Genomic DNA, 17412 nt, shown 5'->3' with positions numbered 1-17412 from the left:
ATCTAGCGGTATGCTGACGAACATGAAAGACACGGCAACCGAGTGGGAAACGGCGTTCAAGGCGCTGGCCAACCCGATGCGTGTACAAATCCTGCAGTGGTTGAAAGACCCCGGAAGCTTTCCCCCTCAGCTCGAGCCTGCCGAGGAGGTCGGAGTGTGCCTCAAGCACATCCAAGCGAGGGCGAACGTATCGCAATCGACTGCGTCTCAGTACATGGCCGCACTCCAGGCCGCGGATCTGGTCACCACCACACGAATCGGCCAGTGGCGGCATTACAAACGAAACGAGCAACAGATCGAGAAGCTTGCTGCATTCATCAGGCAGGGTTTGTAGGTACCAGCGCCTGACCGATCCCTCCGGGGCTGCAGACGTTGGGCAAAACCTCACATCGCCGGAGCCGTCGGTATGTGCATTGTGGTCGTTTCTCGGGTTGCTTGCTGTCTTTACGCTCGGCAGAGGAGTCCGGCGAGGAGAGGCGTGCGATGAGTCGTGAGAGCTGGGTGGGCCGTGATGCCCGATCCATCGCCGAAGCCGTGCGGTCGGGTCAGGCGTCGGCGCGGACGGTCGTCGAAGGCCATCTCGCACGGGTCGACGAATGCAATGGCGAACTCAACGCGCTGGTCACCGTGTGCGCCGAAGAGGCTCTGGCGACCGCCGACAGCCTGGACGAACGTCGCCTTCTCGGCGAGACACTCGGTCCCCTTGCCGGGGTTCCGTTCACGGTCAAGGACCTGATCGCTACTGCCGGCGTGCGTACCACTGCCGGTTCTCGCACTCTGGCGGACAACGTCCCGGCCGTCGATGCACCGGCCGTTGCGGCGTTCAAGGCTGCCGGCGCAATTCTGATCGGCAAGACCAACACCCCGGAATTCGGCGCCTGCGGGCTGACTCGAAACGAACTGTTCGGCACCACGGCCAGCCCGGTGCGACCGGACGGCGTCGTCCGGTCCCCCGGCGGATCGAGTGGCGGCGAGTCCGCGTCGGTTGCTGTCGGAATGAGTGTGCTCGGACTCGGTACGGATTTTGGCGGCTCGGTGCGTTGGCCCGCACACTGCACCAGCCTCACTTCGGTTCGCCCGACGCTCGGCCGTATCGACCCAGAAGGGCAATACCCCGGCGTGCTTTCGGATGGACGGGTACTCGCCAATCCCGCGACGATGCACGGCACGATCCAGACCATCGGCCCACTGGCCCGCAACCTCGGTGATGCGACGCTTGCGCTGCGCGTCCTGTCGAAGCCGCATCTCGCGTGGACCGAGCCGGACTCGGTCGACGTCGAACACCTCGACATCCGCTGGGCACCCGGCGAGGGAACCATGCCCGTCGACGCCGAAATCCTGTCGGCGGTTCGCTCGGTGGCGAACAGTCTGGACGCGAGCGAGTACGACGGTCTGGCCCTGCCACGTGCGAACGGACTTTTCGGTGCGTTGCGATCGGTCGAGACCCACGCGGACATCCACTCTCTCGCTGCAGGTTCAGCGCACTCTTTCGACGCGGACATCACCGCCATGCTTGCGGCAGGCCGTGATCGAAGTTCAACCGAGGTGGAAGCGCTGTGGGCGGATCGCGCGGTGTTGATCGCCGGCTTCCTCGACGAGATGGGCGACGTCCTGATTCTGCCGGTTGCGTCGGTGCTCGCTCCGCCGCTCGGTGTGGAGAGCTTCGAGGTGGGCGGTCGCGAACTCACGTGGATGGACGCGCTCGCGAGTTGCCGGGCGATCAGTGTGCTCGGCCTTCCGTCGGTCGTGGTTCCGGTAGGACTCTCCCGCAACGGTTTACCGATCGGAATGCAGGTGGTGGCGCGGCCGTTCCACGAGCATGTTGCGCTGTCCGTGGCGGCGCGAATCACGTCGAACGCGCAAACTCTAGTCTGACTTCCATCTTTCGGTTTCGGCTGCGAAACGTGTTGCGTACGAGTCGGCCAGGTCGTGAAGCGTGGTGACGCAATCGCCGTAGTACGTCGGTGCATGCATGGTCGCCAGAATCCGCGGCTCGAGATCGGCCAGGGCACGGATCGTGGGTTCGAGATCCGGGGTGAGGCAGGTGGCGTGGCCCAAGTCCTCGGCTTCCAAAGCGGGACCGACGATTTCGTGCTCGGTGGTCGCGGGGTGGTGCCCGAACGCGGTAAAGAGATCTCCGCAGAACAAAGTGGCCGTCGTCTCCTCGAACATCAGGCCCGCGTCCCACCCGTGTGGGACGTGCGGGGTGTCGATGTGGCGAACTCGGCGGCTGCCGGTTTCGAGTACGTCGCCGTCCTGCAAGGGAAGTGGTGCACGATCGGCCAGATCGTTGACCTGAACGAAGCACCCCATCGCGCCGTGTGCCACTTGCGCTTCGGGGGCTGCCGCAAGCCAGGAGTTCATTGATCCGCACTCGTCGGCCTCGACGTGACCGAACGTGATCCATTTCAGTCGGCCGATGTCGATCAACGTGGAGAGTGCGTCGGAAGCCGAGGTGAACAACGCGCGCTGCCCGGTGTGGAAGAGCAGGGGTTCCTCGCCGTCGACGAGAAACTGGTTCATCGTGAGGTTGGCTTCGTCCACGAAGGTCGACAGTCGGTAGATGTCCGGCGCGATTTCGGTGATCGTGGTGGTCATCGCTGTGCTCCGATCAGGGCTGCTGTACACGTCAAGCTGTCTTCTCCAGCCTTCTCGCCGCCCCGCGCCTGCACAAGGCTCTGGACATGCTCACGGCTCTGGAATAGTGGAGGCGTGTTCGTACTGCTGCTGACAGGCCCGCCGGGCGCGGGGAAGAGTTCCGTGCTGACCGCGCTTCACGATCGACTCGGCGAGGTCGGGGTGAGCAACGCGATGATCGAGGTGGACGAACTCGAGCGGTGCTACCCGCCGCTGGGGACCGAACGGGCAATCGCACACGTCGGGATGCTGTGCGCGTCGTACCGGGAAGCGGGGTATGAACTCCTCTTCCTCACGGCGACTGTCGAAGACGACGACTACGGGCGTGCCCTGCTGGCCGCGACCGGCGCCGAGGGGCACCTGTTGGCGCGCCTCGAGGCCGATCCGGATACGTTGCGCACCAGAATCATCGAACGTGAACCGCCCGGCTGGGCCGGGCTGGGCGATCTGGTGGAAGCGTCACAACTGCTGGCCGGTTCGATGCCGACGCTCAGTGGAGTCGACGTAGTTCTGAGCACCGAAGGTCGCGATGCCGAAAGTGTTGCCGATGAACTGGAAGCGGCTCTGCGAGAACGTAGTCCATCGCTTCTAGCCGTCGGTATTCAGAGCGGTGACCACTGACGCGAACATAGTCGACTTGATCGCGCCCAGCGTGCCCGGATTCTTCGGCCCGATCGGTGCAACCATTTCGATGGCCTTGGCGGTCAAAGCATCGACGGATGCGGTGAAGTCCACCAAACCGGCTGCGAATGCGTCACTTCCGCCGTATCGCCGCCCCGTGGTCATGGCGACGATTGCCGACGCCGGGCTGAGTTTGGCTTGGATGAGAGCTGCCATTCCTTCGGTGAACGGGATGTTGATGTCCACCTCCGGGAAGCAGTAGTAGCCGCGATCATCGCGCATGACGCGGTAATCGTGCGCGATGCCGAGCATTGCGCCGGCCCCGAAGGCGTGGCCGTTGATCGCAGCGACGGTAGGCATCGGGAACGTCAGCATTCGAGAGAACAGCGACTGGACTTGCTGCACATACCACTTCGCCTTGTCGCCGTTCGCGCCAAGCCAGTCGAGGTCGAGTCCGTTGGAGTAGAACTTGCCCGTCGCCGTGGTGACCAGGGCGTGTGCGCCTTCGTTCAGAGCCTGATCGAGCAGCTTGTCGACGGAATCGAGCCAATCCGGCGAGAAACGATTCTCGTCCTCGCCGAGATCGAGAACGGCGATCTTGTCTTCGAAGCGCAGAGTTGCGGTCATGACGGGCCTTTCCTGTTGCGGGACTGTGGGAGTGGTGGATCCAAACTCAGAACGGCGCGAACCGCCGCATCCAACCGCGCGCGTGCTGCGGCGTCGGGGACTCGCCAACCGTCGGCGCGTGTGGCGGGATGAATGAGCAGCCCGGTAGGTAGGCCGACAACACAGGCCTCGATTGCCTCGACGGCTCTGCCGTCTGTGCGACCCCAGAGCGCGGTCGACAATCGGATGAACAACTCGACCAGAGACCGGTCGAGTTGTGTGAGTTTCTCGGCGATGTCGGCGGGGACGTCGGTGCCGAGCAGTTCGTCGCGCTGGATCGTCAGCAGCAGCAACGCGGATTGTGGGTAGTCGAGCGCGAAGACGGCCGGAACTTCGGCAGCTGCGACGACGGCGGAAACCGCGGAGGTCTGCGAGGGGTCCGCGAGAGCGTCGTCCACTCTCGATTGCTGAAGCGCGAGAAATCGTTGCGCGGCACGCAGCCACGCGCTGCCGACCAATCCACTGCGAGAGCCGAATGCGTGATAGATCGCCCCGTTGGACACACCGGTGGCGTCGGAGACCGCCCTGACCGTGACAGCGCTCGGCCCGGCAGTGGCGGCAAGTTTTTCGGCAGCGTCGAGCAGCGTGTCGAGATCGTGGACGCGGGGCCGAGGCATGAACGCACAGTAACAGAGCGTCTGCTCTGTTACTAGTGTGCGGTCAGATCACCGAATTTGCGCGAAGATCCTCGATCTCCTCCGGGCGCAGGCCGAAGTCGGTGAGTACGCCGTCGGCGTCACCGCCGAGAGTCATGGGTGGCGCATTCCTGACGGGAAGGGTCTTGCCGTCCACCCAGAACGGTCCGCGGACAACGGGAATCGACGTCCCGTCCGCGCTGTGCGTCTGCTCGACCATCTGCAGAGCCTCGACCTGCGGGTCGGAGAACACCTGATCGATCGAATGGATCGGGCCGCAGGGAATTCCGGCACCGCGGATCTCGGCGATCCACTGCGCCGCCCCTTTTGCGGTCAGTAGCTCCTCGAGTTCTTTGGTCAGTTGGTCTCGGTGTGCCAAACGCTCTTTACCCGTGGCATATTCGGCACGGAAGGCGAGGTCGGGATCGCCGATAACCGAGCACAGCGCGATCCAGTGCTTGTCCGACCCGGTGGCGATGTTGATCGGGAAGTCCGCGGTGTCGAAAGCGCCGTACGGCGTGATGGTCGGGTGCGTATTGCCGTTCGGCGTCGACACCCGCCCGGTGCTCAGGTAGTCCTGCGCCTGGAAGGTCATGATCGAGATCGCGGATTCCAGCAACGAGGTCTGCACGCGGTGCCCACGACCGTCGCGACCGCGAGAGGCAAGTGCCGCCGTGATTCCCAGCGCCGCGTAGATGCCCGAGACCGTGTCGATGATGGGGATTCCGACCCGCATCGGGGTCTGTTCACCGGCACCGGTGACCGACATCAACCCGGACATGCCCTGGGCCACCTGATCGAGTCCGGGCGCGAACTGGTCGGGGCCGACCGGGCCGAAACCACTGATGCTCATCACGACGAGCCCTGGATTCTCCTGCTCGAGCGAATCGGGATCGAGCCCCATGTCGGCCAGTACTCCCGGACGGAAATTCTCGACCAGCACATCCGCGTCGAGGGCCAGGCTGCGAAGCAGTTTCCGTCCGCGGTCACTGCGCATGTCGATGGCGATCGACCTCTTGCCGCGGTTCACGGACGCGAAGTAGAGGCTTCGATCGCCGTCGAACGGCGGCCACTGACGCGAACTGTCGCCGGAGCCACGGGTTTCGACCTTGACCACGTCGGCGCCGAAGTCCGACAGCAGCGACGTGCACAAAGGCCCCGCGAGAGCGCGGGTGAGGTCGAGAACTTTGATACCGCTGAGCAATTGGTCCATCGTAGAAACCTCGGTTCTGTGGTGTGCAACGTCGCCCACTCGATCCGTCGCACCATCTGCGTGAATTACCGCTGCAGTGATCGTCGGAGAGGGGAAGAATGAAGGTCAGGCCTGCTTTCGGCTGGGCTCGGTGACAACACTGGTCGAGAGCGCAAGGTGATGCGACGGCGACATTGCACAACTGCAGGGCCCGGATTTAGGCGCATTGTGTGACAGGCAGGATTGCGGTGGGCCGATACCGTGAACTCTCTACGTACGGCGATGCAAACGGGAGGCGAGGCGATGCGCGACATTTCCACTCAGCTGGCGCAGTGGCACGCCCGTGGCGAGGATTTTGCACTGGCGACGGTTGTCCGTACCTGGCGGTCCTCACCACGCATGCCCGGTGCTTCCATGGCCGTCTCACGCTCCGGCGAGGTAGTCGGCAGCGTCTCGGGCGGGTGCATCGAGAGTGCGCTGTACGAGATCGCCCAGGAGGTTCTCGCCGACGGCACCAGCCGCGTCGAGGTCTTCAGTGTCTCCGACGACGACGCCATCGGAGTAGGTCTGACCTGCGGCGGAACCATCGAAGTGTTTGTCCAGGCCGTCGGAGCCGATTTCACCGAGTTCGGTCAGGTTTGTGAACGGATCGAGGCCGATACGCCCGTCGTCGTGGTCACCGAAGTGCGTCCGGGAGCACCGGCACGGCACCTCGTCGTCGAGCACGGCCGACGCAGCGGGGATCTGGATGCCACGGAGGACGAGGTCGCCATCCTGCTGCGCACGATGGAGACCGGTGAGTCCGTAGCTTTTGTCGCGCCCGCGGGAACTCTCATCGATTCGCAGCACGACCTGCTGGTCGAGATATTCGCTCCGCTACCGCGGATGTACGTCTTCGGAGCCATCGACTTCGCCGCCTCGATGTGTACGTTGGGCGCCTTTGCGGGTTACCGCGTGACCGTCGTGGACGCACGGCCGGTCTTCGCAACTCGAGCGCGTTTCCCCGACGCCCATGATCTGGTCGTCATGTGGCCACACAAGTTCCTCGAAACCGCACCGATCGACAACAAAACCGTCCTGGCCGTGCTCACCCACGACGAGAAGTTCGACATCCCGTTGCTCGAGATCGCGCTGCGTTCGCCGGCTGCGTACGTGGGTGCGATGGGAAGTCGTGCGACGCATGAGCGTCGGGTGGCGCTGTTGAAGGAGCGAGGCGTCACCGACGCGGAGTTGGGGCGCCTGCACTCACCGATCGGGTTGGATCTCGGCGCCAGGACACCAGAAGAAACTGCAGTCTCGATCCTCGCCGAGATGACCAAGACCCTGCGCAATGCCTCCGGTTTGGAACTGCGGGATCTGCAGGGGCCGATCCACCCGCCACCTCAGGAGAATCCGACCGCCCTGCATCGAACGGCCTGAGTCGACTGCGCTGAATTCGGACATCTTGTGTTCGGTGGGGATAGGATCGTTTCTTTCGTGAACCATCTTCCGTGATCCGAATGAAATCGAGGTGCCTGCCAAGTGGCGAACCCGGCCGTACCGGCATCCGAGGTGAATGCTGTTCTCTCCGAACTTCTTCGAACCTCGCTCCTTCCTGGTGTTCGAAAGGTTGCCGGCGGCTCCGACGACCCGACGGTGGCCCGGGTGGGATTCATGGCGGTTCCGGACATCGGACCGTGGCTGCGACACGGACAGTTGCTGATCACCACGCCGGAAACCCTCGCCAGGGTGACCGAAACCTTCAAAGCATTTGTCGGACGGTTGTCGACGCGTGGAGTTGCGGCACTTGCCGTCCAATTCGGCGCAGACGGTGACACTCTCGCGCCGGAACTGGTCGACGCGGCCGAAAGCGCCGGCTTCCCGCTCCTGGTTTTTCACGGTGCATGCGATCACCCTGCGGCCGGAGGCCGGGAGCAGACGGAGTCGGCCCAGATCGACGCCATGTTCGGGGCCGAGCGGTTGCGACGGTTGCTGGTCGACGTCGTGATGGGCGGCGGCGGTCTCCCGCAATTGACCGAAGTCATTGCACGGGAGATGAAGGGCGCCGCCCTGATCACCACTTCGGACGGACGCGAGATCTGCCGGGCTGGGGATGCCGCGGAGCGCAAGAATCTGTCGGCCTGTCCGGCTGTCGATTCCACCGGTCGTCTGCGGACCGACACCGTCGAGGGCGGGTTGGGTCTGCACGAGTTCGACGGTCAATTCATCGCGGTGTCCGCGATTTCCGCCAATCACATCGACCACGGGCGTCTCGCGTTGTTCACCGGTGAGCGCGTGATGACGAGTTACGACCAGTACCTGGTCGAGCGGGCCGCGTCGGTGTGCGCGTTGGTGATCACCCGTGAACAAGCCGTGGCATCGGTGGAAGAGCGCCATCGTGCGAACTTCGTTCACGACCTGCTCCTCGGCCGTGCCGGGGATCACGATCACGTTGTCTCCCACGCCAAGACGTTCGGGTGGGACTTCGATCGCCCGCTGGTGATCGTCTCGATCGAACCGGACCCGGTCGACGAACCGGCCTCGGCGGCGCCCGCTCGGCTGCCCGTCGTCGACCGTCAGGCGATGGCGTTCTCCGGCGCGATCGCCCACCGTGATCCCGGTGCGGCGGTGACCGCGCTGACGGGTGAGACGGTGATCGTGATGGGCGTCGGCACCGACACGATGGCCTTGGTGCGGGATCTCGTCACAGTCGTTCGCGGTGAAGGTGGCGGCGGGAGAAGGCCGTTCAGTGTCGGGGTGTCCCGGCCGGCAGCGGCGATCGACGCCGTCCCCGCGCTCTACAGCCAGGCGCGCACCGCATTGACTGTCGGCCGCCGGATCTCAGGTCCGTGGACGGTGACTCAGTTCGACGATCTCGGCGTGTACAGACTGCTCAGTCTGGTCGAGGACGAAAACGAGTTGGAGACGTTCGCCCGTGAGACATTGCGGGAACTGACGGAGGAAACTGCCGAAGCGCAGGACATGCGCAAGACATTGGAAGTCCTGCTCGCGACCAACATCAACATCGCCGAGACAGCGCGCAAGCTCCACTTCCATTACAACACACTGCGTTACAGGGTCGTTAAGCTGGAGAAAATGCTGGGACCCTTCACGGCGCAACCCGAACTCCGGTTGGATCTGTCTCTAGCACTGAAGATAACCGCGATGCGCGGCATCAATCACTAATATTGCCAATCCGGGTCGGCGGGTTCTGGCAGATTGTCATCACGTCGATACCTCCGCGCTGTAATAGCGTTTCACTCCAGTCACGGTGTTTTGTGAGCTGGAGCACACTCAGCGTTCGGACACCTTCCTCTGCACGAAAGGTCCCATCATGCCGATTTGGACGTTGCACGGAGATGGAAAGAACATCAAACCGGGTGAAGTGGTTGCTCCCGGCGAGCGGCTCAGCTGGGGAAGAACCATCGGGCTGGGCAGCCAGCACGTGGTGTCGATGTTCGGCGCGACGTTCGTTTTCCCGATCATCATGGGGCTCAATCCTCAACTTGCCGTGATGATGTCGGGCTTTTGTACGCTCTTCTTCCTGTTGGTGGTCAAGGGACGCATTCCCAGCTACCTCGGTACGTCGGCGGCTTTCGTCGGTGGTATCGCCGCTATTCGTGCCCAAGGCGGAACCTCTGCGGAGGTGACCGGTGCGATCCTGGTGTCCGGACTGGTCCTGGCAGCCATCGGTATCGCGATCCACTTCCTCGGTGGCCGGGTCGTATTCAAGGTTCTTCCCCCGGTGGTGACCGGGGCAGTGGTGATGCTGATCGGATTCAACCTGGCACCCGTCGTCGCGGGGCTGTACTGGCCGCAGGACCAGTGGGTGGCTCTGATCGTCATGGTGGCCCTGATCGTCATGAGTATCGCGTTACGCGGCTTCATGGCGCGCATCGCAATCTTCCTCGCGCTGATCTTCGGCTACGTCCTCTCCTGGATCCTCGACCGGGTCTCGGGCACGATCACCTCGTACGACGCAGGCACCGGTCAGATCACCGAGCACTTCCGCGTCAACTGGGATTCGGTGCAGTCGGCGTCGTGGTTCGGCCTGCCCCCGTTCTCGGACGAGGCCAACGGAATCGTCGGCATCCACGCCCCGTCGTTCAGCCTGACGTTCATCATCCTGGTTCTTCCCGGTGTCATCGCGTTGATCGCGGAGAACGCCGGCCACGTCAAGGCCGTGGCCGAGATGACCGGCGACGATCTCGACCCGTACATGGGACGCGCGCTTGCCGGTGACGGTTTCGCCACCGCTATCGCCAGCAGCGTCGGCGGTTCGCCCACCACGACGTACGCCGAGAACATCGGTGTCATGGCAGCGACCCGTGTGTACTCCACCGCCGCTTACGCGGTCGCGGGCATCGTCGCGATGATGCTCGGCTTCTCCCCCAAGTTCGGTGCCGTCATCTCGGCGACGCCCGGCGGCGTTCTCGGCGGAATCACCGTGGTGCTCTACGGCATGATCGGGCTTCTCGGCGCCAAGATCTGGAAGGAGAACGGCGTCGACTTCGGCAATCCGCTCAACCTGATGCCGATCGCGGCCGGCCTGATCATCGGTATCGGCGACACTGCCCTGAAGTTCAGTGACACGTTCTCGCTCAGCGGTATCGCGCTCGGCACCATTGTCGTGATCGGGATGTACCACCTGTGCCAGTACATAGGTTCGAAGAACCCGGAGCTGAATGCGAAGAACCCGGAACCGAACAAGCCGGATTCGAAGGCTCCCGGCGGAGAACGGGAAGAACCCGCCCCGCAGCTCACGTGACGCTTGGCTGAGTGTGCTCGATTGTCGAAGGCCGGACATCCTCCTTGGAGGATGTCCGGCCTTTCGCGGTGTGTGTTCTGTGTGCTTATCGATCAGACGGCGGTGCTGGCTTCGACCAGGCCGATACGGTCGATGCGTTCGGTGCGGGTGATGAGCCGTTCGGTCGCATCGGTAGCAGTGAGCACGCTCAGCTCGTAGTGCAGTACCGCTCCGACACGAGTGCAGAATGCAGCGGATTCGTCCGCGGCATCGGGACATTCGGGGATGACCCGATCGACGATGCCGCCTGTAAGCAGATCGAAGGACCGTATCCCTTGACTGGCCGCCATCTCCGGAGCGTGCGTGATGTCGTGGAACATGATCGCGCTCGCCCCCTCGGGAGGTAAGGGCGACAGCCAACCGTGGCGGGCCGCCAGCACTCGATCGGCCGGAATCAGTGCCAGGGCTCCGCCGCCGGTGCCCTGCCCGAGCAGGAGGGAAATGGTGGGGACCTCGAGTGAAATCATGTCGGCTATGCACCGAGCGATCTCGCCGGCCAATCCACCTTCTTCGGCTTCCTTCGACAGTGCCGCGCCTGCCGTGTCGATGATCGTCACCAATGGCAGATCGAGTTCTGCGGCAAGCCGCATTCCTCGCCGAGCTTCCCGCAGAGCGCCGGGGCCGAGTGGGGAGTGAGGAGTCTGTCCGCGTCGGTCCTGTCCGAGAAGGACGCAGGGCATGTCGCCGAAGCGAACGAGCGCGAGCATGATGCCGGGATCGTTCTCGCCTTGGCCGGTTCCGTTGAGCGGGAGCATGTCCGAGGCGGAATTGAGCAGCACCTCGCGAATCCCCGGTCGGTCTTCGCGCCGGGATGCGACGACGGATTCCCAGGCTGACGTATCGGGTGGACAGTCGTACGAGCACGGGTCACTCGGCAACGAGTACCCACGACGTCTCGAGGTGATGATGCGCAACGCGCGGTCGACGATTTCGGCGAGCTGGTCTGGCGGCCTCACCGCATCGATGAGTCCGTGCGCGTGAAGGTTCTCCGCTGTCTGGACACCGACGGGGAAAGGTGAGTTGTACAAAGCCTCGAACACTCGGGGACCGAGGAATCCGACGAGGGCTCCCGGCTCCGCGATCGTCACGTGACCGAGCGACCCCCAGGACGCGAATACGCCTCCGGTGGTGGGGTTTCGGAGGTAGACGATGTAGGGCAGGTGCGCTTCTTTGTGCTTGATGAGCGCCGCGGTGATCTTGACCATCTGCAGAAACGCCGTTGTCCCCTCCTGCATCCGCGTTCCTCCGGAGGTGGGAAGCGCAAGAAGGGGCAGCTGCTCGTGCGTCGCTCGACGGATGGCGACGACGAGGCGTTCGCCCGCTGCCACGCCGATCGATCCACCGAGAAAACCGAACTCGCAGACGATGATTGCCACGCGGCGGCCTCTGACGGAGGCGCTTCCGGTCAGCACGGACTCGTCGAGTCCGGTCTTCTCCTGGGCACAAAGAAGCGCTTCGGTGTAGTCGGAGTCGGTCGCCACCGGTATCGGAGGGGTATCCCACGACTCCCAGGTGCCGGCATCGATCACCAGGTCGAGCATGTCGCGAGCCGACAGGCGGTTCATCGGGTGAATCCTTGTAGCCACGACATGACTTCGTCAGTGTCTTCACCGAGTACCGGAGGTGCAGTGTGGCGGGTCTCCGTCACCTCGGTTCCGTCCGGATCGAAAAATCGTAGCGGCGGGCCGGGCAGGGTGATGTTTCCGAGCGTGCTGTGGTCGACGTCGACGAGCAACCCCTGTGATCGGGTCTGTTCCCATTCGTACACTTCGGAGATCGTCCGGACCCGTCCTGCCGGTATTCCGATGCGGTCCAGTTCGGTCAGAAGCTCGTCACGCGAGTACGGTTTGAAGGTACGTTCGATCAATTCGACTACCTGGAAATGATTCTCGACGCGTTCGGCGTTTGTTGCCATACCCGGTGCGTCTGGATCGAGTTCGAACCCTTCGCAGAATCTTCTCCACAGGCTTTCGCTGCCGACCGAGATCTGTACTGCGCCATCGCCGGTACGAAAGAGCCCGTACGGTGCGATGGAGGGATGGTGATTGCCCTGCGCTGTGCCTACCTCGCCGGCGACGGTCCACTTCGTTCCCTGAAACGCATGAACACCGACCACGCTGGCCAAGAGCGACGTTCGAACGACACGGCCTCTCCCCGTCTGTTCACGTTCCTTCAAAGCCGCGACGACGCCGAACGCCCCGTACATCCCGGCGAGAAGATCGGCGATCGGAACTCCGACTCGTTGAACGTCGTCCGGACTCGAGCCGGTCAGCGACATGAGTCCGGCCTCCCCCTGGGCGATCTGGTCGTAGCCGGCGCGGCCACCTTCGGGGCCGTCGTGGCCGAAACCGCTGATGGACAGGACGATCAGTCGAGGATTGAGTTCGGCCAGCCGCTCGGTGGAGAATCCGAGTCGATCGAGAACTCCGGTGCGGAAGTTCTCCATGAGAACGTCGGCGCGGCAGACGAGATCTTCGAGGGTTGCGCGCCCGCTGTCGGATTTGAGGTCGAGCGTGATCGACTTCTTGTTCCGGTTCGTGGACAGAAAGTACGTCGATTCCCGTTGCGCGTTCGGTGGTTCCAGCGGTGGCTTCACAAATGGCGGCCCCCACCCACGGGTGTCGTCGCCGCCGTGAGGTGATTCGACCTTGATCACGTCGGCACCCAGATCGCCGAGCATCATTGCCGCGTGAGGACCCGCGAGTGCGCGCGTGAGGTCGACGACAATCACGTCGTGTAACGGACCACTACGAGCACTTGTGTTGTGAGGCTTCGAAGTCGAGTTCATGTCGCACCGCCGTGTTCTGGTGTAATTGGCTGAGCCAGTTGGTGGTTGAGGCCTCCGTAGTTCGGTCGACTCCGGTCCGCTGGACCGAGAAATCGGCCAGGGCCACTGAAGGAGGTATGTGCGGCCCGTCTTTCGAACCGTAAGCGCGCACCGGTCAGCGGCACATGGGTAACCTTGCCGATGACGGGTATCAGTGGTGGGTAAGAAGTGACGAACGCTCACCGCACGGCTGGATTGCGGTTGTATCGAACCGTAATTGGGGCGTTCTGTCAGCTCATCTCGTGCATCTTCATGACCTGCAGGGCGAGTGAGACGTTCAATCGAAGGACGGGGTCGTCGGTGAACGATCCGACGACACTCTCCAGCTTTCCGATTCTGTATCGCAACGTGTTGTAGTGCATATGAAGAGCCCGCGACGCCTCGGCGACGTTGCAATTGCAGTCGAGCAGCGTCTGGAGTGTCAGACGTAAGTCTGCGGCTTCGGCGTTGTCCGCCGACAGTGACTTCAGAACGTCATCGGTGAACGAACGTAGTTCGCTCTTGTCCGTCTGGAGCGAGAGGAGTCGGTGTACGCCGAGTTCGTCGAAGTGTGCAATCCGTCCGGGCCCGTTGATGCGTCGGCCGACGACCACGGCCGTACAGGCCTGGTCGTACGCAGCAGGTAGATCGGCCAGGGAGTAGATCACCCGGCTCACTCCCGTGCTGAAGGAGCGGCGGCCGCTGGTGCGATCTCCGGCAACCTTGCGCACCAACCCTTCGATGTCCCGAACCGCACGGTCGGTGCTGGTCGGCAAAAGCGTGACCACCTCGTGTCGAAACCCGACGGACGGCGCCGTCCGCTCGTGTGCGCGTACCACTTGTTGCCAGCCGTCACTGAGTCGATCCTGGTCTGTGCGAGTGGAGTTCGCGTGCTGGGATTCCGGGTGATCGACGTCGAGTTCTGCAACCACAACGGCAAGTGGACGAGTGACATCCCACCCCAACTGAGTGAAGTGCGCGCTCACTTCCGCCGGCGAGCCGGCTTCGCCTATCAGTGCGTCGCGGAGAAAGTCGCCGCGGAACTTGGATTCCACTGCCGCAACTGCCAGCTGCTTGGTGACGGCCAGAGCAGCAACGGTGGCTGCTCGCTCCAACGCCTGAACGACGACTGCTCCGAGTTCGTGGGTACCGGCGTACGCGACCATTCGGCCGTGGTCGGTGCCGCCGGCCACCACGCGGGTGAGCGCCAACTGACCAGGAAATCCCTTGGGCGCGTTCTGTAAACCGACAGCGACCCGTTCGGTCAGGAACCGACCGGTGCTCTCGAACAACGGAAGCGCGTTCAGTGCAGCTGAATCCCCGGCCTCGGTCAACACCCTTCCGTCCGGCGAGCAGATCAGAACGCTGACGTCGAAAAGCGCGGCGAATTCTGCTGCAATCTGGGGTAGATCGCCACCTTCCAAGACGATCGAAGTCAACGAGCGGTGAAGACGGTCGGCAATGTCGAGTGCCGCAGACTGCTTCGCCACCAACTTGGTGAAGACCTCCGAGATCACCTCGTCGAACCCTGCGGTGACGGGAAGAACCAACAACGGCAGCCCTCGCTGCTCTGCCATGTGCAGCATGGCTTCCGGCAGTTCGTCGAGATAGCGGCCGGTTTTCACGGCAAGTGCCGCGACCCCTCGGCGTGCAAGACCGTCGACGAGGTCGCTGAGATCGGTATCGTCGAGAAGCTCTCCGGTTCGCCCGTAGCGCAGCGGGAACCCGGTAGTCACCAACAGTTCGTTCGGCTTCACCCAAGCGAGGATGTCCGGTACTTCCATCACGTTCACCGATTGGACGAGGTGGCGCAACCCCCCGTGCCCGGCAAGGACTTCGGCTCCACGCAGACTGGGCAGCTCGAGGACATCCCGAACCGTCAACCTGTAGTCGCCACCTTCTGGCAAATGTTGAAGCTCTTCGCTCGAATATTTGGCAGATCTATCCATGTCGCGAGACTACGCGCGATCACGCTGCGAACATTGTCAACAGTTGACGAAAATGTCCTCTCGAAATGAGTAGATCTCCGGATGTCTGCCAACTATCGAGGTCCGAATTGGCGATCGCCCGCGTCTCCGAGTCCAGGTACCAGGAAAGCATTTTCGTTCAGGCCGTCGTCGATGCTCGCAGTGAGGAGCCTGACTGGATGGCCGGACTTCCTCAGCGCTTCGATCCCTTCCGGAGCCACGACGACACATATTGCAGTTACATCGGTGGCTCCGCGTGCGATGAGCAGATCGATTGTGCGGATGATGGATCCACCGGTCGCCAACATCGGATCGAGGACGTAGACGGGGGTGTCCGACAGATCGGCAGGCAGGGACTCGAGATACGGAACCGGTTGGTGTGTCTTCTCGTCTCGTGCCATTCCCACGAAACCCACGCCTGCCTGCGGAATGAGGGCACTCGCCTGTTCGACCATGCCGAGGCCCGCTCGCAAGACCGGTACCAGGAGCGGTGGATTTGCCAGCCGCACTCCCAGCGTCGGAGCAACTGGCGTCTCGATGTCGAACTGTTCCACTTCTGCGCCGCGCATGGCCTCGTAGACCAACATATGGGTCAGTCTGCGCAGGGCGGACCGGAACGTTGCGTTGTCGCTGCGAGCGTCGCGCATGGTCGTGAGCAGCGATGCCGCCAGCGGATGGTCGACAACAGTGGTGTCCATGGACGAATCGTAAGTGAGAACCGATGGGGCGGCGCGCAACCGGTGAATCGGAGTCGAAATAACCAATCGCGGTTTTCGTTTGGGCAAGTATTGACGATGCCGAAGGGTTCGAGTCGTCATAGCGTGGTCGGCATGGCAGTTCCGAACCGCTCGGCTGGACTGGGCGCCGGGAGCTGTCAAGGCCCAATTTTGCCTCCACGATTCCCTATACAAGGAGATGCCAATGCCCGAAGCAATCGAGGTCCGTAAGGTTCCGCTACACAGCGTCTCCGACGCCAGTGAGCTCGCCAAGCTGATCGACGACGGTGTCCTCGAGGCCGACCGCGTCATTGCAGTCATCGGCAAAACCGAGGGTAACGGCGGCGTCAACGACTACACGCGCATCATCGCGGACCGCGCGTTTCGAGAGGTTCTCTCCGCCAAGGGTAATCGCAGCCCCGAAGAGGTGGCAGAGGTGCCGATCGTCTGGTCAGGCGGCACGGACGGTGTGATCAGCCCGCACGCGACGATCTTCGCGACGGTACCGGCAGACAAGGTCACCAAGACCGACGAGCCGCGCCTGACCGTGGGTGTCGCGATGAGTGAGCAGTTGCTGCCCGAGGACATCGGTCGTACGGCGATGATCACCAAAGTGGCTGCGGCAGTGAAAGATGCGATGGCCAATGCCGGCATCACCGATCCCGCCGACGTGCACTACGTGCAGACCAAGACTCCGTTGCTGACAATCCACACCATCCGTGACGCCAAGAGTCGCGGCAAGACGGTGTGGACCGAACAAACTCACGAGTCGATGGACCTGTCCAACGGCGGTACGGCCCTCGGGATCGCGGTTGCGCTCGGCGAAATCGACATGCCGTCCGACGAGGATGTCATGCACAGCCGCGAACTCTTCTCTTCTGTCGCATCCTGCTCGTCCGGCGTCGAGTTGGACCGGGCTCAGATCGTCGTCGTCGGTAATGCACGTGGCGTCGGCGGACGCTACCGGATCGGCCACAGCGTGATGAAGGATCCGCTCGACCAGGACGGAATCTGGGCGGCGATCCGTGACGCCGGGCTCGAACTTCCGGAGCGGCCGCACTCGAGCGACCTGGACGGTCAACTCGTCAACGTGTTCTTGAAGTGCGAGGCCAGTCAGGACGGAACGGTCCGTGGCCGTCGTAATGCGATGCTCGACGATTCCGACGTGCACTGGCACCGCCAGATCAAGTCGTGTGTCGGTGGAGTCACTGCCGCTGTCACCGGTGATCCGGCTGTGTTCGTGTCGGTCTCGGCAGCGCATCAGGGCCCCGAGGGTGGCGGCCCTGTCGCCGCGATCGTCGACCTCGGTCAGTAACAGGCAAGAACCTCGCTGGAAACCTCGACAGTCGCGCCGCCACCGGTAATTCGTCCTCGAATCAGTTGCCG

The 17412-nt window shown here is 63.0% G+C and carries 15 protein-coding genes; 7 read left to right on the top strand and 8 right to left on the bottom strand.

Going from position 1 to position 17412, the window contains the following annotated elements:
* Nucleotides 1-22: 22 nt before the first annotated feature.
* Entirely contained in the window at nucleotides 23-334 is a 312-nt protein-coding gene (locus tag I7X09_RS16780; RefSeq protein WP_200313063.1) for an ArsR/SmtB family transcription factor, read from the top strand.
* 149 nt (nucleotides 335-483) lie between these two features.
* Nucleotides 484-1875, top strand: coding sequence for an amidase (locus I7X09_RS16775; protein ID WP_200313062.1), 1392 nt, complete (start codon nucleotides 484-486; stop codon nucleotides 1873-1875).
* Here I7X09_RS16775 and I7X09_RS16770 read toward each other — a convergent pair.
* Nucleotides 1867-2598 carry an MBL fold metallo-hydrolase gene (locus I7X09_RS16770; RefSeq protein WP_200313061.1) on the bottom strand — a complete coding sequence of 244 codons (732 nt, stop codon included), beginning with the start codon at nucleotides 2596-2598 and terminating at the stop codon, nucleotides 1867-1869. The genes I7X09_RS16775 and I7X09_RS16770 overlap by 9 nt on opposite strands.
* A gap of 114 nt (nucleotides 2599-2712) precedes the next feature.
* On the opposite strand from I7X09_RS16770, the gene I7X09_RS16765 reads away from it, so the two are divergent.
* A complete protein-coding gene (locus I7X09_RS16765; protein WP_200313060.1) occupies nucleotides 2713-3258 on the top strand; it encodes a hypothetical protein in 546 nt (181 codons plus the stop codon).
* Here the strand turns inward: I7X09_RS16765 and I7X09_RS16760 are convergent.
* Genes I7X09_RS16760 through I7X09_RS16750 form a run of 3 tightly spaced genes read right to left on the bottom strand, consistent with a single transcriptional unit; the run spans nucleotide 3226 to nucleotide 5772 of the window.
* Nucleotides 3226-3885 (bottom strand): enoyl-CoA hydratase-related protein, encoded by a 660-nt coding sequence (locus I7X09_RS16760; RefSeq protein WP_200313059.1) that lies wholly within the window; start codon nucleotides 3883-3885, stop codon nucleotides 3226-3228. The two genes, I7X09_RS16765 and I7X09_RS16760, sit on opposite strands and share 33 nt — an antisense overlap.
* The gene (locus I7X09_RS16755) at nucleotides 3882-4541 is read right to left on the bottom strand and encodes a helix-turn-helix domain-containing protein (protein ID WP_200313058.1); all 660 of its coding nucleotides are present in this window, start codon (nucleotides 4539-4541) and stop codon (nucleotides 3882-3884) included. The genes I7X09_RS16760 and I7X09_RS16755 overlap by 4 nt, the downstream gene beginning before the upstream one ends.
* Nucleotides 4542-4584: 43 nt before the next feature.
* On the bottom strand, nucleotides 4585-5772 hold the full coding sequence (locus I7X09_RS16750; protein ID WP_200313057.1) for a CaiB/BaiF CoA transferase family protein: 1188 nt from the start codon (nucleotides 5770-5772) through the stop codon (nucleotides 4585-4587).
* Nucleotides 5773-6054: 282 nt separating this feature from the next.
* On the opposite strand from I7X09_RS16750, the gene I7X09_RS16745 reads away from it, so the two are divergent.
* The 3 genes from I7X09_RS16745 (at nucleotide 6055) to I7X09_RS16735 (ending at nucleotide 10498) form a co-directional block, all read left to right on the top strand.
* Nucleotides 6055-7170: an XdhC family protein gene (locus I7X09_RS16745; protein ID WP_124568449.1), complete on the top strand. Its 1116-nt coding sequence runs from the start codon at nucleotides 6055-6057 to the stop codon at nucleotides 7168-7170.
* 102 nt (nucleotides 7171-7272) lie between these two features.
* A complete protein-coding gene (locus I7X09_RS16740) occupies nucleotides 7273-8916 on the top strand; it encodes a PucR family transcriptional regulator (protein WP_095971633.1) in 1644 nt (547 codons plus the stop codon).
* A gap of 148 nt (nucleotides 8917-9064) precedes the next feature.
* Nucleotides 9065-10498, top strand: coding sequence for a uracil-xanthine permease family protein (locus I7X09_RS16735; protein ID WP_095971634.1), 1434 nt, complete (start codon nucleotides 9065-9067; stop codon nucleotides 10496-10498).
* Between the two features lie 92 nt (nucleotides 10499-10590).
* Here I7X09_RS16735 and I7X09_RS16730 read toward each other — a convergent pair whose 3' ends face one another.
* The 4 genes from I7X09_RS16730 to upp form a co-directional block, all read right to left on the bottom strand.
* On the bottom strand, nucleotides 10591-12102 hold the full coding sequence (locus I7X09_RS16730) for a carboxyl transferase domain-containing protein (RefSeq protein WP_200313056.1): 1512 nt from the start codon (nucleotides 12100-12102) through the stop codon (nucleotides 10591-10593).
* The gene (locus I7X09_RS16725) at nucleotides 12099-13325 is read right to left on the bottom strand and encodes a CaiB/BaiF CoA transferase family protein (protein ID WP_200313055.1); all 1227 of its coding nucleotides are present in this window, start codon (nucleotides 13323-13325) and stop codon (nucleotides 12099-12101) included. The genes I7X09_RS16730 and I7X09_RS16725 overlap by 4 nt, the downstream gene beginning before the upstream one ends.
* Nucleotides 13326-13594: 269 nt before the next feature.
* The gene (locus I7X09_RS16720) at nucleotides 13595-15292 is read right to left on the bottom strand and encodes a PucR family transcriptional regulator (RefSeq protein WP_200313054.1); all 1698 of its coding nucleotides are present in this window, start codon (nucleotides 15290-15292) and stop codon (nucleotides 13595-13597) included.
* A 92-nt stretch (nucleotides 15293-15384) separates the two neighbouring features.
* Nucleotides 15385-16008: a uracil phosphoribosyltransferase gene (upp, locus tag I7X09_RS16715; RefSeq protein ID WP_095971638.1), complete on the bottom strand. Its 624-nt coding sequence runs from the start codon at nucleotides 16006-16008 to the stop codon at nucleotides 15385-15387.
* 223 nt (nucleotides 16009-16231) lie between these two features.
* Here upp and I7X09_RS16710 point away from each other — a divergent pair, with 223 nt between their 5' ends.
* The gene (locus I7X09_RS16710) at nucleotides 16232-17341 is read left to right on the top strand and encodes a ring-opening amidohydrolase (RefSeq protein WP_095971639.1); all 1110 of its coding nucleotides are present in this window, start codon (nucleotides 16232-16234) and stop codon (nucleotides 17339-17341) included.
* Nucleotides 17342-17412: the final 71 nt, after the last annotated feature.

Source organism: Rhodococcus sp. P-2 (assembly GCF_016598535.1).
GTDB lineage: Bacteria > Actinomycetota > Actinomycetes > Mycobacteriales > Mycobacteriaceae > Rhodococcus_F > Rhodococcus_F baikonurensis.
This window is presented reverse-complemented; position numbering and strand designations above follow the sequence as displayed.

What these genes read in the sequence shown, in the direction of transcription:
- I7X09_RS16780 (WP_200313063.1), top strand. Translation starts at nt 23, where the DNA reads ATGAAAGACACGGCAACCGAGTGGGAAACGGCGTTCAAGGCGCTGGCC.
- I7X09_RS16775 (WP_200313062.1), top strand. Translation starts at nt 484, where the DNA reads ATGAGTCGTGAGAGCTGGGTGGGCCGTGATGCCCGATCCATCGCCGAA.
- I7X09_RS16770 (WP_200313061.1), bottom strand. Translation starts at nt 2,598, where the DNA reads ATGACCACCACGATCACCGAAATCGCGCCGGACATCTACCGACTGTCG.
- I7X09_RS16760 (WP_200313059.1), bottom strand. Translation starts at nt 3,885, where the DNA reads ATGACCGCAACTCTGCGCTTCGAAGACAAGATCGCCGTTCTCGATCTC.
- I7X09_RS16755 (WP_200313058.1), bottom strand. Translation starts at nt 4,541, where the DNA reads ATGCCTCGGCCCCGCGTCCACGATCTCGACACGCTGCTCGACGCTGCC.
- I7X09_RS16750 (WP_200313057.1), bottom strand. Translation starts at nt 5,772, where the DNA reads ATGGACCAATTGCTCAGCGGTATCAAAGTTCTCGACCTCACCCGCGCT.
- I7X09_RS16745 (WP_124568449.1), top strand. Translation starts at nt 6,055, where the DNA reads ATGCGCGACATTTCCACTCAGCTGGCGCAGTGGCACGCCCGTGGCGAG.
- I7X09_RS16735 (WP_095971634.1), top strand. Translation starts at nt 9,065, where the DNA reads ATGCCGATTTGGACGTTGCACGGAGATGGAAAGAACATCAAACCGGGT.
- I7X09_RS16730 (WP_200313056.1), bottom strand. Translation starts at nt 12,102, where the DNA reads ATGAACCGCCTGTCGGCTCGCGACATGCTCGACCTGGTGATCGATGCC.
- I7X09_RS16725 (WP_200313055.1), bottom strand. Translation starts at nt 13,325, where the DNA reads ATGAACTCGACTTCGAAGCCTCACAACACAAGTGCTCGTAGTGGTCCG.
- I7X09_RS16720 (WP_200313054.1), bottom strand. Translation starts at nt 15,292, where the DNA reads ATGGATAGATCTGCCAAATATTCGAGCGAAGAGCTTCAACATTTGCCA.
- upp (WP_095971638.1), bottom strand. Translation starts at nt 16,008, where the DNA reads ATGGACACCACTGTTGTCGACCATCCGCTGGCGGCATCGCTGCTCACG.
- I7X09_RS16710 (WP_095971639.1), top strand. Translation starts at nt 16,232, where the DNA reads ATGCCCGAAGCAATCGAGGTCCGTAAGGTTCCGCTACACAGCGTCTCC.